The 15503-nt window shown below is 30.7% G+C and carries 13 protein-coding genes and 1 pseudogene; 8 read left to right on the top strand and 6 right to left on the bottom strand.

Annotated elements, in window-relative coordinates; translation table 11 throughout:
• The first annotated feature begins 28 nt into the window (after positions 1–28).
• The gene (locus CLOBL_RS19485; protein WP_077860542.1) at positions 29–202 is read left to right on the top strand and encodes a transcriptional regulator; all 174 of its coding nucleotides are present in this window, start codon (positions 29–31) and stop codon (positions 200–202) included.
• A gap of 196 nt (positions 203–398) precedes the next feature.
• On the top strand, positions 399–617 hold the full coding sequence (locus CLOBL_RS19480; RefSeq protein ID WP_077860541.1) for a helix-turn-helix transcriptional regulator: 219 nt from the start codon (positions 399–401) through the stop codon (positions 615–617).
• A gap of 293 nt (positions 618–910) precedes the next feature.
• On the opposite strand, the gene CLOBL_RS28155 is transcribed toward CLOBL_RS19480, so the two are convergent.
• Positions 911–1618, bottom strand: a complete 708-nt coding sequence (locus CLOBL_RS28155) for a DUF4362 domain-containing protein (RefSeq protein ID WP_077860540.1) — start codon at positions 1616–1618, stop codon at positions 911–913.
• An 86-nt stretch (positions 1619–1704) separates the two neighbouring features.
• Positions 1705–2946, bottom strand: a complete 1242-nt coding sequence (locus CLOBL_RS19470) for a matrixin family metalloprotease (protein ID WP_077860539.1) — start codon at positions 2944–2946, stop codon at positions 1705–1707.
• 389 nt (positions 2947–3335) lie between these two features.
• On the opposite strand from CLOBL_RS19470, the pseudogene CLOBL_RS19465 reads away from it, so the two are divergent.
• From CLOBL_RS19465 to CLOBL_RS19440, 6 genes and pseudogenes are all read left to right on the top strand, one after another.
• Positions 3336–4328: pseudogene (locus CLOBL_RS19465) on the top strand (PEP-utilizing enzyme); the annotation flags it as partial.
• 307 nt (positions 4329–4635) lie between these two features.
• Positions 4636–6360 carry a sigma 54-interacting transcriptional regulator gene (locus CLOBL_RS19460; RefSeq protein WP_077860538.1) on the top strand — a complete coding sequence of 575 codons (1725 nt, stop codon included), beginning with the start codon at positions 4636–4638 and terminating at the stop codon, positions 6358–6360.
• 281 nt (positions 6361–6641) lie between these two features.
• Complete coding sequence (locus CLOBL_RS19455) at positions 6642–8186, top strand: acyl CoA:acetate/3-ketoacid CoA transferase (protein ID WP_077860537.1); 1545 nt, start codon at positions 6642–6644, stop codon at positions 8184–8186.
• Between the two features lie 77 nt (positions 8187–8263).
• Entirely contained in the window at positions 8264–9658 is a 1395-nt protein-coding gene (locus tag CLOBL_RS19450) for a GntP family permease (RefSeq protein ID WP_077860536.1), read from the top strand.
• Positions 9659–9724: 66 nt separating this feature from the next.
• Positions 9725–10141, top strand: a complete 417-nt coding sequence (locus tag CLOBL_RS19445; RefSeq protein WP_009171380.1) for a MaoC family dehydratase — start codon at positions 9725–9727, stop codon at positions 10139–10141.
• Between the two features lie 315 nt (positions 10142–10456).
• Positions 10457–11419: a DUF3644 domain-containing protein gene (locus tag CLOBL_RS19440; protein WP_077860535.1), complete on the top strand. Its 963-nt coding sequence runs from the start codon at positions 10457–10459 to the stop codon at positions 11417–11419.
• A gap of 252 nt (positions 11420–11671) precedes the next feature.
• On the opposite strand, the gene CLOBL_RS19435 is transcribed toward CLOBL_RS19440, so the two are convergent.
• From CLOBL_RS19435 to CLOBL_RS19420, 4 genes are all read right to left on the bottom strand, one after another.
• Positions 11672–12418, bottom strand: coding sequence for an acetoacetate decarboxylase (locus tag CLOBL_RS19435; protein WP_077860534.1), 747 nt, complete (start codon positions 12416–12418; stop codon positions 11672–11674).
• Between the two features lie 80 nt (positions 12419–12498).
• Entirely contained in the window at positions 12499–13164 is a 666-nt protein-coding gene (locus CLOBL_RS19430) for a 3-oxoacid CoA-transferase subunit B (protein ID WP_077860533.1), read from the bottom strand.
• Entirely contained in the window at positions 13165–13818 is a 654-nt protein-coding gene (locus CLOBL_RS19425; protein ID WP_077860532.1) for a 3-oxoacid CoA-transferase subunit A, read from the bottom strand.
• A 67-nt stretch (positions 13819–13885) separates the two neighbouring features.
• Entirely contained in the window at positions 13886–15292 is a 1407-nt protein-coding gene (locus CLOBL_RS19420; protein ID WP_077860531.1) for an aldehyde dehydrogenase family protein, read from the bottom strand.
• Positions 15293–15503 lie beyond the last annotated feature (211 nt).

Genomic DNA, 15503 nt, shown 5'->3' with positions numbered 1-15503 from the left:
ACAAAATTGAATATATGTAATTAATTTGATGTATTCAATAGATAAGGAAAAAATACCACCAACAGTCAGAGAAATATGCAAGATTGCAGATATTAGTTCAACATCATCAGTACAAGCTCACATAGATAGATTAGAGAAAAAGGGATATATAAAAAAGGATAAAGGTTGCAATAGGAGCATAAGAATAAAGGAAATAATTTAGTTGGAAGTTTTTGATTACTAAATTAACGTAAAATGATATTACGTAACAAAAAATTATAAAAATTATATTTTGTGTTAAAATAAATAAAAATTTAGAGTTTTCTTAGAAGACACCCAATAACATAATACGATATACTATATCGATTATTGTTATTGGGCATAATATTAAAATCCCCAGTATAGGAGATGATATACATATGATAAGAATTTATTTATCTAGAGTATTGGGAGAAAAAAGATGGACTCAGGCTGATTGGTCTAGGAAAACAGGAATAAGACCTAATACTATTTCGGAGCTTTACAATGAATTAGTTGAGAGAGTTAACTTAGATCATCTTGATAAAATATGTGAGGTTTTAGAATGTGATCTTATGGATATATTAAAATATGATCCTAATAATGATACTGATGATTAAACTTGAAATTAAAAAATTACTTCAATATTAAGATATAAATAATATATAATACATAAAAACTTTTCGCATATAATTTTAACAGTATAATTTGTATAAATTTATGCTATAATACTAGATAAGAAAAGCTTAGTACTGCAAATATTAAGCTAATCCTAGAACGTTTTTTGTTTTAGGGATATTAGATTGAATTATTGATTTAAGAAAAGAGTACTACTCTTTGGGAGAAGGTGGGGCACTCTTTTCTTTTTCTTTTATACTTTTAAGTGTGTAGTAGGCTAATAATTATCGAAAATCTAGAGTATGCATAATTCTTTACCTTGATCAGTTTTCACATAATAAGATATAGTATTATTTTTTTCATATTTTTCATATATATCTACTACTTTATATTCATCTCTTGTTTGATTGCTATATCCATCTCTTGTATTATCTTCTATAAATTTGATATCATTACCCTCAATAATTAAATCGTGTATTATTGCACCGCCCTCATCTGTATATATAGTTATTCTTACCATATCTCCTGCACTTGCTTTTTTATTTTTATAGATTTCAATAAATTTATCAAGCTTTTCTTTATTGTAATACTTACCAAGTGAAGATACGACATCACCATTTTTTTGAGCTAAAGTAGGGGGATATTCATGTGGTAATTTATCTAGGTCTGCATAAGAATTTTGAGCATTTTGAATCCACGCTCCATTGGAATCTAATGAATAACCATCAATGGTAGTATTTTGTGCTAAAGCACCATTGTCATACAAATAATACCACTTACCTTCATCTTGTACCCATCCTGTTTTCATGTATCCATTATTATCAAAGTAATACCACTTTCCATCAATTTCTTTCCAACCAACTGACCACGAACTTCCTTCTGAATTCCACCAACCATTATTATCTTGTTTCCATTCAGCACTTGCTCCTATTGGATTTGAGACCAATAATACTGCTACTGCAATTGTATTCACTATTGTTTTTGATAATTTCAATTTTTTCATTTTAACTCCCTTCGTTTATTTTATATGTACTAATTAATAAAAGTAATAATGTAAAGTCCAATAAAAAGGACTTTACATTATTTGAATTATTTTTCTTTTTTATTCAATACTGCATTTTTTATATCTTTAATGAAATCTTCTTTTTTAAGATCTCCATATTTACTTTTTAATTTGTCATGTAATTGTACACTATCATTTGTTAATTTAAATTTACCTTGATGTGAACCTGTTACATAGTATTTATTATTAACGCAATTTAAAAAGAATAGCGAACTATCTCCTTTATTGAAGTTATCACTACCATCTATAACTTCAGTAATTTTATCAGAACTCACATTATCACTAGTAATACCGTCAGCTTTCATTATTTGCATTCTGAATCCTTTGGCATCTTCTCCTGCAATAGTACCACCACGAAGCCTTACAGATATTACATCACCAGCTTTTAATGTTCCAGCCAAATTATTTGTAACCTTGATTTTTACATCAGTAAAAATACCACTTTTATCATAAGAAGATATCTTATCTTGTATTTCTCCTTGAATTATAGTATTAGAATCGTTAGTTAATTCATTAACATCAGAATAATTTTTAAGACAATCTTCTAGAGTTGCTACATATGAAAAATCTGTCTCATCTGCAGTCACGGCACTACTAGTTGTAGTATCTGTGATATTTAATGTTGATGGAGTTGATAAATTAGTTGATTTAGAAGATGTTAACCTGCTGCCATATAAATGTATTATGCCATTAGTGTCATCGATTTGTGGAGTATAGACTGTTCTAGCACTGGACGGATACATAAGTACAGTTCTATCATTAGAATGTGCTAAACCAAATGCATGTCCAAGTTCATGTGCCAATGAAGCTGTCTTAACAGATGTTGATAAGGTGTTATATACACTAGGATTGATTATGATATGAGATTTGCTCCAGTTGCTAGTTGGGCCTGAGTGATTATCTGAGTCTCCGCCTACCCATTTTGAATTTGTTAAATAGAATTTTGTAAAAGCTATAACTCCAGCATTATCATCGGCAGCATTAGTTAAATCTTCATCATAATAAAATATAATGTTCGCACTTCCATGTTTTGCAGTTTCTGTTAAGGAGACACCACAATTTGTATTATTCCAACTATTTGCTGCTGATTTCATGGTACTTTCAATATATGAATTTACTGAATCGTCTTCTGTGGAATATGTTAAATTAGAAACTCCACCAGTAAATACATGATCATTGAATGTACTATATGCAAATGCAGGAAATGAATTTGATATAACTACACTAGAACAAATAAGTAAAGATAACATAAAATTTCTTTTTTTCATAATTTAAACCCCTTTTTTAAAAATTATTTACAAATTATATTATTTTCTAAATAAGTAAAATTGTAAATAATTTTGGAATAAAAGGTAAATATTATGGTATTAATCATATACTGTTTTTTAAATTTGTAATTTAAATTGCAAAAACCAAAGATTTTTATACAGTTCTACTAATATTTCTTAAAATCAGGTCTTAATCAAAGAAATAATAGCTTAAGTTGAAATAAACATTAAAAAACACTATAATGCAGCATTTAAGAAATTTTTACATAAATATATAGCATCTTAATAAAAATATTTTTTTGGCAAATTAAATGTTTTTATTAAACGTTTTTTAGAAACTGTGGTTGGTTCAAAAACACGTTTAAATGTTGCACATTATTACAATGTGCTTAAGGCAGCACACAGAAGTAATCAAATATTTTCAAAAACCAAAAGAAGAGAGTTTCTTTGAAGATTTGAAAGGCAGTGAAGGATGCTTAGCTGTTAGCGATTCAATTAAGGAATTTCTTAAGAAATATGGTATGCGTTGTTCAGCAGAAATTGATATAACTAGAACTAGATGGAATGAAAGGCCGACTATACTTGTTTCAGCTATTCTTAGCAATATAAAAGCTTTTGGGCCAAATGGACATAGTATGAAATTTGAGCAGGGATTGAAAGAAGCAAAATAGAAGGAGCAGGAAATCGTAAGTTCTCTTGAAAAATTGCCTGGTGGAAAAAGAAAGGCGAAAAAGGCAAAAAAGACAATCAATGTTTTGCGTAATTATGCCGGCTACCGTGAATTCAATAAATATATTTTAATATGGTATGAATGGATCATAAAGCAGGCTTTTATGAAGGAAGCAGATGTTTTAGTTATTAAAAAAATAATAAATAATAGAGAAGATATATATTATCTAACCTTCGATGAACTTAGGGAGGTTATTAAAACAAATAAATTGGATTATAATATCATAACTAAAAGAAAAGAGGACTACGAAATCTTTGAAAAACTTACACCTCCTCGAGTTATAACATCAGAAGGAGAGATTATAACTGGGGAATATAATACAGATAAAATACCAGAAGGTGCTTTAGCAGGAGTAGCAGTTTCATCAGGTGTTGTTGAAGAGCGAGCAAGGGTTGTTTTAAAAATGGAGGATGCCAATATAGAAGAAGGCGATATTTTGATTACAACTTTTACTGATCCCAGCTGGACTCCTCTATTTGTATCAATTAAAGGATTGGTTACTGAAATAGGCGGAATGATGACCCATGGAGCAGTTGTTGTAAGAGAATACGGATTGCCTGCAGTGGTAAGTGTTGAAAATGCTACAAAATTAATTAAAGATGGACAAAGAATAAGGATTAATGGAAAAGAAGAATATGTAGAAATTCTGTGATTGGTAAGATTAAAAGCTAAAATATTTAAAGAGCGAGCTAACCGGGTCGCTCTAAAATTTGCAATATATTAGAGTGGATGGTTTTCGAGAAGAAAGGTAACAAAACATTGAATGAAAAAGGAACGAGGCATAACTTTTATTATTATTTATAGATTAGAAAAAAGTTTTTTTAATCTCCCTAATTATACGAATCTTAAAAAAGCAATACAAAATACAGTTCAAAATAGGTTTAATGGTTTATAATTATTATATATTTTTAGCAAACTACTTAAAGACATAAAGTTTAAGAGAAAGAAGGCGTTATTATATGGTAAAGAAAACGTTATCCTCAAATTGTTTTAATGAATTCAAAGTAATATTAGATAGTGTGTCCAACGAAATAATTGTAATTGATTGTAAAAATAAAATATTTTTTATTAATGAATCGGCTAGTATTCTTTTTAGAACAGATAGAAAGAATAGCTTAGGCAAGGATGTTAATGAATTAATACGAAACTCTGAACTATCTTACTTTTTGTCTGAGAAAAAAATGGAGCTTAAAAAGTCTATAGTAATTAACAATTTAAATTTGGTATTGAGAATTGTACCTTTGAGGGAAGATAAAAACATAATAGGAACTATATTAATTTTTAGTAATATAGAAAACTATAATGAATTGCTTCATAAGCTCGATGAGGAGAAAAATAGTAGTGAAATATTAAATACTGTAATTGAAACTGCTTATGATGGAATGGTTATCATTAATAAAATGGCGATAATAACAATGATTAGTAAGGCTTATACGGAGTTTTTAGGAATAAAAAGAGAGGATGTAATTGGCAAACATGTAGCAGACGTTATAGAAAACACTAGAATGCCCATAGTATTAAAGACAGGTAAAGAAGAAGTGGCACAGCTTCATAAGATTAAAGGAAATTATATGATAGCATCAAGAATACCAATAATAAAAAATGGCGAAATAATAGGGGTAGTAGGCAAGGTATTATTTAGAAATGTAAAAGAATTGAATAATCTTTATAGAAAAATAAGTGTTATAGAAAAGGAATTAGAAAACTATAAATCAAAGCTTAGAGAATTCAATACAGCCAGTTATTCTCTTAAAAATATTATAGGTGAAAGTGATCCGATTGTTTTGGCTAAAAATATAGTGAGGAAAGCCGCACATACTACTTCAAATGTACTCATTTTAGGAGAAAGTGGTACTGGTAAGGAAATCTTTGCTCATGCCATCCATTCGGAAAGTAAACGCCATGAAGGACCTTTTGTTAAAGTAAATTGTGCAGCAATCCCAAGTGATTTACTTGAATCAGAATTGTTTGGCTATGAAGCGGGAGCTTTTACGGGAGCTAGAAAAGAAGGTAAAATAGGAAAATTTGAAATAGCAAATGAAGGTACAATATTTCTAGATGAAATAGGAGATATGCCTCTTCACATGCAGGTAAAGCTTTTAAGAGTTATTCAAGAACGAGAAGTAGAAAAGGTTGGTGGGGTTGCCAGCAAAAAAATTAATATAAGAATAATTGCGGCAACAAACAGAAATCTTGAGAAATTGGTATCAGAAGGAAAGTTTCGTGAAGACCTGTACTATAGACTCAATGTCGTAACGATTGAGATTCCTCCTTTAAGAGAACGTGGAAATGATATAATACTTATTTCTAATCATTTGATCAAAAAGCTTTCACTTGATTTAAATAAGAAAGTTACAGGAATTTCAAGAGAGGCTGAACAATATCTTAAAACCTATGAATGGAAAGGTAACGTAAGAGAATTAGAGAATATATTAGAACGAGCTATTAATATTATGGAGGATAATGAGATTATTGATATAAAGGATTTACCCAAAGAACTTACTGGTAAAAAGATTGAAATAATACCGAAAAAGCTTCAAGATGTTCTTGCTGAAAGTGAAAAAAATGCTATTATTTTCGCTCTTAGAGCTGCGAAGGGAAATAAGACAAAGGCGGCAAAAATTCTTGATATAGGACGAACTAGTTTATATGAGAAAATAGAAAAGTATAAAATACAGGTGTAGTTGTACGAAGAAGCGTACAACTATTTTTTTATGCGCAATATAGTTGTACGAAGAATCGAACACTATATAAATGTTTACGTGAAACGTGTACGAAAAAGCGAACATAAATTTATAAAATTAATTAAAATCTTTTAAATATATAGAGAAGAAAGCGCATTATTGTGATTGTTTCTTTCTTAAAATTTTGGCATAGATATTGCTTATATAAATATATGTAAACGAAATCATAAATAAAATATTAAGTTGTTGTTTCATTGAGTATATAGAAAGGAGGATGAGATATGAACAAGATAATGTCATTTGAGCAGGCAATCGACCTAATTAAAAATGGAGATACTGTTGCATTTGGTGGGTTCATTGGTGCTGGGCATGCTGAGGGAATTTCTAAGAAATTAAAGGAAATTTACATAGAGCATGGCACTCCCAATAATTTAACGCTTGTTTATGCAGCTGGGCAAGGAGATGGGAAAGAAAAAGGTTTAAACCATCTCGGCCAAGAAGGTCTTATTTCAAAGGTAATAGGAGGGCATTGGGGATTGGCTCCTAAGATACAAAAGCTTGCAATTGAAAATAAAATAAAAGCTTATAATCTTCCACAAGGAGTTATATCTAGTCTTTATAGAGATATTGCAGCTGGTAAGCCTGGAACAGTTACTCACGTAGGGCTTAAAACTTTTGTGGACCCAAGAGTAGAGGGGGGAAAACTAAATGAGAGCACAACTGAGGATATTGTAAAAGTAATTGAAATAGATGATAAGGAATATCTCTATTACAAGGCATTTCCTATTGATATAGCTGTACTTAGAGCTACTTATGCAGATGAGGATGGAAATGCAAGCCTTCAAAAAGAAGCTGCAACTCTTGATGGTCTTGCAATGGCACAGGCAGCAAAAAATTCTGGTGGAAAAGTTATTCTTCAGGTTGAAAAGATAGTATCTAGAGGAACTTTAGATCCTAAGCTTGTAAAAATTCCTGGAATACTTGTCGATGCAATAGTTGTTGCTGAAGCAGAAGATCATATGCAGACTTTCTCTGAAATGTTTAATCCAGCTTTTTGTGGAGAAATAAAGATGCCTGCAAATTCTATCAAATGCCTGCCAATGGATGAAAGAAAAATAATAGCAAGACGTTGTGCAATGGAGCTTATACCAAATGCAGTAACTAATCTTGGAATAGGTATGCCAGAAGGAATTTCAATGGTAGCAAATGAAGAAGGTATAGGAAATACTATGAGATTAACCATTGAATCAGGTCCTATTGGAGGTATTCCAGCAGGTGGATTGAGTTTTGGAGCAGCTATAAATCCAGATAGTATTATAGATCAATCATCTCAATTTGATTTTTATGATGGCGGTGGATTAGATATAGCATTTTTGGGATTAGCTCAATGTGATAAAAAGGGTAATATAAATGTAAGTAAGTTTGGACCTAAAATAGCAGGTTGTGGAGGGTTTATAAATATTACTCAAAATGCTAAGAAGGTTGTATTCTGTGGAACTTTTACAGCAGGAGGACTTAGAATTAATATTACTGGCGGTAAATTAGTAATTGAAAATGAAGGAAAGTCAAAGAAATTTATTGATAGTGTTGAACAAATTACATTTAGTGGAGATTATGCTAAAGATGTTAATCAGCCGGTGCTTTATATAACTGAAAGAGCAGTTTTCAGGCTAACAAGAGATGGAATAACTTTGGAGGAAATAGCTCCTGGAATAGACTTACAAAAGGATATTCTTGATCAAATGAATTTTAAACCAATAATTTCAAGTGACTTAAAGATAATGGAACAAAGGATTTTTGAGGATAAGCTAATGAAATTAAAATAAAAGATCCATATAAGCAAAATGGAGACATGGATAAAATAATTAAAATGAAAAATAATAAAATAATGGAGGTTTTATATATGGCAGTTATAGGAATTTTATTAAGTTTAGGACTTTTAATGTTTATGGCCTATAGAGGTTTTTCAGTTATTGTTTTTGCACCTATATTTGCAATAGCTGCAGCTATATTTTCTGGAATGGCAATTATGCCGACTTATACAGAAATCTTTCTACCGAACTTGGGTAACTATGTAAAAGTTTACTTCCCTTTCTTCTTATTAGGTGCTGTATTTGGGAAAGTTATGGAACAATCTGGTGCAGCAAAATCTATTGCAAAATTCATAGTAGAGAAGTTAGGTAAAAAACGTGCTATGTTGTCCGTAATTTTAGCAGCGGCTATACTAACTTATGGTGGGGTAAGTCTTTTTGTTGTAGCATTTGCTGTATATCCATTTGCAGCATCTATATTTAAAGAAGCAGATATACCAAAGAGACTTGTTCCAGCGACTATAGCTGTTGGTGCTTTCACATTTACTATGGATGCACTTCCAGGAACACCGCAGATTCAAAACTCTATACCAATGAAGTTTTTTAATACAGATCTTTATGCTGCTCCTGTATTTGGAACACTAGGTGCAATTATAGTTTTAATTTGTGGTGTATCTTATTTAGAGTGGCGTAAACGTAAGGCTCAGGCTAATGGGGAAGGATATGGAGAAAATCATAAACAAGAACCAGTACTTGTTGAAGATGAAAATTTACCAAATCCATTTTTATCAGCTTTACCACTAGCATCTGTACTTGGGCTAACTTTAATTTTGCAAAAGCTAGTGTTTCCTAAGTGGGATATTGTATCGTGGGTAACAAAGGAACCTTATAACATTCCAGAAGCAAGTGTTGTAGGTTCAATGAATAACTGGGCACTTATGATTGCACTTGTATGTGGTATTATTCTTGCAGTTTCTATAAATCCAAAACGTATGAAAGGTAATTTAGCAACAGCAATTAATGCTGGTGCAATTGGATCACTTTTAGCTGTTATGAATACGGCATCAGAAGTAGGCTTTGGTAATGTTATAAAAACTTTACCAGGATTTCAATCTATAGCTCATGCATTAACAAATATTAATTCAAATGGAAGTCCATTACTTTCAGAAGCGGTTACAGTGAATACTCTTTCAGGGGTGACAGGTTCTGCTTCAGGTGGAATGAGTATAGCACTTGATACGTTTGGTAAACAATATTTAGAATGGGCAAGTAATGCTGGTGTAGATCCACAATTACTTCACCGCGTTGCCGCTATGGCATCAGGAGGAATGGATACATTGCCTCATAATGGTGCAGTTATTACTTTACTTGGAATTGCAGGTTTGACTCACAAACAATCATATAAGGATATTTTTGCAATTACTTGTATTAAAACAGGAACTGTATTTTTATTAATTATACTACAAGGCATATTACATTTTGTTTAATAAGAGTATAAAAAAATAGGTGAAATCTACTATAGTGGATAAAGTATAAAGGGAGGAATTATAAAGATGAAAGGTTTGACTATAAAGGAGTTAAATATTGGCGATAAAGCATCTTTTCAAAAGACAATTACAGAAACAGACGTGTATTTATATGCTGGGATAACTGGAGATTTAAATCCAGCGCATATAAACCATATCGAAGCAGAAAAAACAATGTTTAAAGGTAGAATTGCTCACGGTATGTTAACGGCTGGTCTAGTATCCGCAGTATTAGGTATGCAGCTTCCAGGGCCAGGTTCTATTTATCTTGGACAAGAACTAAAGTTTTTAGCTCCAGTAAAAATAGGAGACACAATTAAAGCAGAAGTAGAAGTAATAGAGAAGATTGATGAAAAGAATAGGATAAAACTAAGTACCATATGCACAAATCAAAATGGTGTTGAAGTACTTAAAGGTATAGCTACTATAATGCCACCAAAATAAAGACAAGCTTCTAAAAAATTGGTGTTTTATGATTAAATTCATATGTTTTAAGAAAAAGCTATTATCCTTGTTTTGATATGGTGATATAATTTAATTTGCAAAGAATATAGCCAATTTATATAAACGAATTATGTTTATATTTTAAGAGATAACGAATTTTTTAAAGTGTAGAAAACAATAGAATTATTGTTTTCTACCTTTATTTTATTTGTGGGAAATAAATATCTTTACTATAAATTAATTATGAATTCCTAGTTATTATATAGTTTGATTAGCATATGTCTATAAAAATTAAAATGAGAAGAGGCGAATTATATGGAAGATATAATAGACAATTTGTTAAATAAATCTAAGGAAAATTTTATGATGGCTATTGAAATATATAATAAGCCTACAATTCACTATAGAGTTGAGGGTTTTTGCTTTTTTATCTGTAATTCATGGGAGTTAATGCTTAAGGCACATATGATTGACAAGCTTGGTGAGGTGAGTATTTACTATAAAAATAATTCCAGTAGAACCTTGACCCTGAAAAAGTGTATTAGCATTATTTTTACTAATGAAAAAGCGCCTTTAAGACTTAACTTGGAAAAGATAATTGAATTAAGAAATACAAGCACATATTTTATTACAGAAGAGTATGAGCTTATATATCTACCAATATTTCAATCGTGCATTTTTAATTTTATGGAGAAAATGTATGAGTTTCATAATATAGATATGACAGCAATTACACCGTGGAGTTTTTTGATGTGGACTATGAACAGAAATATGATAAATATTAATGAAATAAGAGCAAAGTATGCAGGAGAAATTGCCAATAAATTAATTAATGCTAGTACTGATATCTCAAGCTTATCATCACAAAATAACCATACTTTTTCTGTAAAAGTAGAATGTTTTAACTGCATCACTAAAGATAAAAATAAAGGAGGAGGTATTACTTATATTAGCAATGAAACTAAAAACGAAATTAAAATGAGACAAGAAGCAGAGGATCCTAATAGTACACATAAATACAATATGAAATCCTGTAATAAGGAAATAAATAAAAGGCTTAAAACATTAGGAATAAATTTGAAGTTTAATAAATATCATTTTGAACTATTTTGCAAGTATTATAGTTTGAAGAAAAATCCTAAATTATGTTATACCTATAATGTAAATTCAAGCCCTAATTATAGTTATTCTCTCCAAACTATAGACTTTATTGTAGAGGAAATAAAAAAAGATCCTAAAAATGTTATTCAAAATTTGAGAGAAAAAATAAAAAAATAAGCCAACCCTAGGGGCAAAGGATTCTTAGCACTATGCCTACTCTCATTCGAGAACCCAGCCTTATTCCTTCACGAGTCAACTTATTTATATTATAATATATTAGAAAAACTTGTCAAATATTCTTTGTTAGTTAATGTCCTAAAGGATGTATTATAATTTATAAGTAACTAAGATGATAATTAATAAATAAAAAAGCCCTATGTATTAAAAAAATAGAGGCTTTTTCATTTATTAAAATATACATACGTATGCTCATTTTTGATTTTTGGAAATATAATCATAAACAATTTTAGGTGTTCCAAGAGTTAAATCTGTAAGTATATGTGATGCAGATATAATTTCTAATACTGGTAAGTCAGCTAAAGGAGCTAGTGCGTGGCTAAACAATTGTAGACGAGCGCTACCAGTCCATGCACCATGTATTGTTATATCAGTATTTTCTGCGCATATAAGTTCACAAATTCTTGGCTTACCATCATAACCTTGAATAATTTTTAACATAAAATTAGGCCTTGAAATTTGTGAATAAGCTTCTTTAAGATCTAGAGGTTCATGTTTATATCCCATTGTGGCAGTGGCCACTGGCAATGTGCCATATTTTAATGTCCCAACCAATGTATCTGAATCAACAAATAACTTCGGATTTCCAAGTTTTTTAGGATAAGCGCTACTTTCTCTTCCAACAGCTATAGCTGGCTCATTATCAAGGTACATCATATGCAAGTAATCTCCGCTAACTCCATTGAATGTTACTGGGATAGCCTGACCACATTCTGTATATGAGCCCAATCCAGTTGTATCCGGCATAGCCATCATTTCAAATCTCACATAAGGGCCGTCTAACTCAAGTGGTTCTGGAACTATTTTTCTAAGAGCTTCTAAATCAGTACGATAAATGATATTTAAATATTCTCTATTATGAAATTTATATGGTCCTCTAGGAAATGCTGGAGCAGATATGGGAGTTGTAATTTGTTTTATTACTTCAGTTTCTAGCATAGAATTATCACACTCTTTTCTTATTTTTTAATTATATAGAGAGCCTAAGCTTAAGAGACTATGACTTTAAAATAAAAGATCTATATGTCCATAATTTCTATGTTATTTGGGATAATTAAATTTGCATCTGTTAAAGACTTTATTTCATCAACAGTCGTATCTTTGTGAATTTCTCTTAAAATTAATCCGTCACGTGTTACTTTAATTACGCATAATTCTGTAATTATTAAATCTACTTGAGCTTTTGCAGTAAGTGGGAGAGTGCATTTTTTTACAATCTTGGGCTTGCCTTTACCAGTATGCTGCATTGCTACTATTACTTTTTTTGCTCCTATTGCTAAATCCATAGCACCGCCCATGCCTGGCACAATTTTACTTGGGACAATCCAGTTGGCTAAATTTCCTTTCTCATCAACTTCTAAAGCACCTAGAACAGCAACATCTACATGCCCACCTCTAATTAGCGAGAAAGATATTGAGCTATCAAAGAAAGCACCTTGAGGCAGAAGAGTTACATATTGGCCACCGGCATTTATTATATCAGGATCATATTCACCTGAAGCTGCTAGTTCTCCCATACCAACCATACCATTTTCGGATTCAAAAGCGATATTCATTTCCTTTGGTATATAATTAGTAACTAAAGTTGGAAGTCCTATTCCAAGATTAACAAGTTGCCCAGCTTTTAATTCCTTAGCAACTCTTTTGGCGATTATCTCTTTAGCTAAAATTTTATTGGCAATCATTTAAACCACCTCTTTTACTATATAATCTACTAATATACCTGGAGTCATTATATTCTCTTTGTTTAGTCCATCAGCTTTTACTAACTTATCAGCTTCTACTATAACTGTATTACCGGCCATTGCCATGTATGGATTGAAGTTTTTCGTAGCGGCTCTATAGAAGGTGTTTCCAAATTCATCTACTATACTACCTTTTATTAATGAGATATCAGCTGATAATGGAAGTTCTAGTAAATATTTTTTGCCGTTAACATTAACTTTTTGCTTACCTTTTTCTACAATAGTGTCTACCCCAGTTGGGGTTAATACACCTCCAAGGCCAGAACCACCTGCACGAATTCTTTCTATTAAAGTTCCCTGAGGAGAAAGCTCAACTTCAAGTTCACCAGAAGTCATTTTTTTTCCGGTTTCAGGATTTGTTCCAATATGAGAAGCAATTACTTTAGAGACCTGACCATTTACAATAAGTTTACCAATACCCTTATCTGGAAAAGCTGTATCGTTGCATATAACAGTTAGATTTTTAATATTTAAATTAACTAAAAAGTCTATAATATTTTCTGGTGTTCCGCAATTTAAGAAGCCGCCAACCATAATTGTCATGCCATCTTTAAATAAGTTCTTTAAATTTATTAATTTAGTTATTTTGCTCATTTTAGCAACTCCTTTCTGAATATTTTTCTGTAATCTCATAAATAAACTTGTAAATTCAAGAAGGAAGTTAACCGGCTAACACACATCTTCTTTGACGTGTGAAGTTTCTTGCAGAGGTTATACCTTCACCAGTACAGCCGGCAATAGTGAAAGTTGTAAATCCTTCAGCATTATAACCTACTCCAGCAAAGGATTTTGCATTTTTTACAAAGATAGTAGTATCTATTTCTTTCTCAAATCTATTTAAGTTATCTATATTTTTGGAATAAATATAGGCACTATGTTTTCTGTTTTGTTCTGATATTTTTGCATATTTTATAGCCTCATCGATATTTTTGACTCTCACGATGGGTAGTATTGGCATCATAAGTTCTGTCATTACAAAAGGATGATCTGCCTCTACTTCGCAGATTATACATCTAACACTTGAAGGAGCTTCAACATCTATCTCATTTAAGAATAATTTTGCATCTTTTCCAACCCATTTTTTATTTATGTTATATTCTTGAGTTTCATTATTTTTTTGTAATATTAAATTCAAAAGTTTTGTTATTTCATCTTTATTTATAATTACAGCATTATTTTTTAACATATTAGCTATTAAATTATCTGCAACATTGTCAAAAACAAATACTTCTTTTTCAGCAATACAAGGTAAATTATTATCAAAAGAGCAGCCTTCAATGATATTTTTTCCGGCTTTTTCAATGTCAGCAGTATCATCTACAATAACTGGAGGATTTCCAGCACCAGCACCTATAGCTTTTTTACCAGAATTTAAGAGAGTTTTTACCATTCCAGGACCGCCAGTTCCGCATAAAAGTTTTATTTCTGGATGTTTTATAATTGCATCTAAGGATTCCATGGTTGGATTTTTTACAGCTGTTATTAGATTCTCAGGACCTCCACATGAAACAATAGCTCTATTTATCATATCGACAGCAAAAGCAACACATTTTTTTGCACTGGGATGTCCATTAAAAACTACAGCATTTCCAGCAGCTATCATTCCTATGCTGTTGCAGATAACAGTTTCAGTTGGATTAGTAGAAGGTGTTATTGCGCCTATAACACCATATGGAGCCATTTCAACTACTGTAAGTCCATTATCTCCTGACCAGGCTGTAGTAGTTAAATCTTCTATACCAGGAGTATACTTAGCCACTAATTCATGTTTTAATATCTTATCTTCATATCTTCCCATATGTGTTTCGTCTAAAATCATTTTAGCTAAAATTTTTTTATTTTTTAATGTGGCTTTCCTTATTTCAGTTATTATTTTTTCTCTTTGTTCCTTTGTATAATAAAGAGAAAATTCCTTTTGTGCAGTTATAGCTTTATTAATAGCAACTTCAACATCTTCGAAAACTCCAGAATATGAAGTGCTATTTTCGTAGTTTTTTAAATCGGCATTTTTAATATTTGTTTTAAATTTTAAATTTTCAGTTTCTGATATTGTTGTATCTTTGTTCATAATTATTCCTCCTTGTAATTTAAAAAATAATTTACATTAGAAAATCACTATTTTATATAGGTAAATAGCAAGATCCAATGAGTATATAAAGTATAATAGCCATTGCTTATTACAAAAACAACCTATAAATACAATAAAATCAATATAAAGGAAATAAAACGTTACCAAGTTACAAATTTGTAACATATTTTTATTAAATAAATTATAGAAA

Source organism: Clostridium sp. BL-8 (genome assembly GCF_002006495.1).
Taxonomy (GTDB): Bacteria; Bacillota; Clostridia; order Clostridiales; family Clostridiaceae; genus Clostridium.
This window is presented reverse-complemented; position numbering and strand designations above follow the sequence as displayed.

Coding starts and splice junctions, on each gene's coding strand:
- CLOBL_RS28155 (WP_077860540.1), bottom strand. CDS start 1,618: ATGAAAAAATTGAAATTATCAAAAACAATAGTGAATACAATTGCAGTA.
- CLOBL_RS19480 (WP_077860541.1), top strand. CDS start 399: ATGATAAGAATTTATTTATCTAGAGTATTGGGAGAAAAAAGATGGACT.
- CLOBL_RS19450 (WP_077860536.1), top strand. CDS start 8,264: ATGGCAGTTATAGGAATTTTATTAAGTTTAGGACTTTTAATGTTTATG.
- CLOBL_RS19460 (WP_077860538.1), top strand. CDS start 4,636: ATGGTAAAGAAAACGTTATCCTCAAATTGTTTTAATGAATTCAAAGTA.
- CLOBL_RS19455 (WP_077860537.1), top strand. CDS start 6,642: ATGAACAAGATAATGTCATTTGAGCAGGCAATCGACCTAATTAAAAAT.
- CLOBL_RS19445 (WP_009171380.1), top strand. CDS start 9,725: ATGAAAGGTTTGACTATAAAGGAGTTAAATATTGGCGATAAAGCATCT.
- CLOBL_RS19470 (WP_077860539.1), bottom strand. CDS start 2,946: ATGAAAAAAAGAAATTTTATGTTATCTTTACTTATTTGTTCTAGTGTA.
- CLOBL_RS19430 (WP_077860533.1), bottom strand. CDS start 13,164: ATGATTGCCAATAAAATTTTAGCTAAAGAGATAATCGCCAAAAGAGTT.
- CLOBL_RS19435 (WP_077860534.1), bottom strand. CDS start 12,418: ATGCTAGAAACTGAAGTAATAAAACAAATTACAACTCCCATATCTGCT.
- CLOBL_RS19485 (WP_077860542.1), top strand. CDS start 29: ATGTATTCAATAGATAAGGAAAAAATACCACCAACAGTCAGAGAAATA.
- CLOBL_RS19440 (WP_077860535.1), top strand. CDS start 10,457: ATGGAAGATATAATAGACAATTTGTTAAATAAATCTAAGGAAAATTTT.
- CLOBL_RS19420 (WP_077860531.1), bottom strand. CDS start 15,292: ATGAACAAAGATACAACAATATCAGAAACTGAAAATTTAAAATTTAAA.
- CLOBL_RS19425 (WP_077860532.1), bottom strand. CDS start 13,818: ATGAGCAAAATAACTAAATTAATAAATTTAAAGAACTTATTTAAAGAT.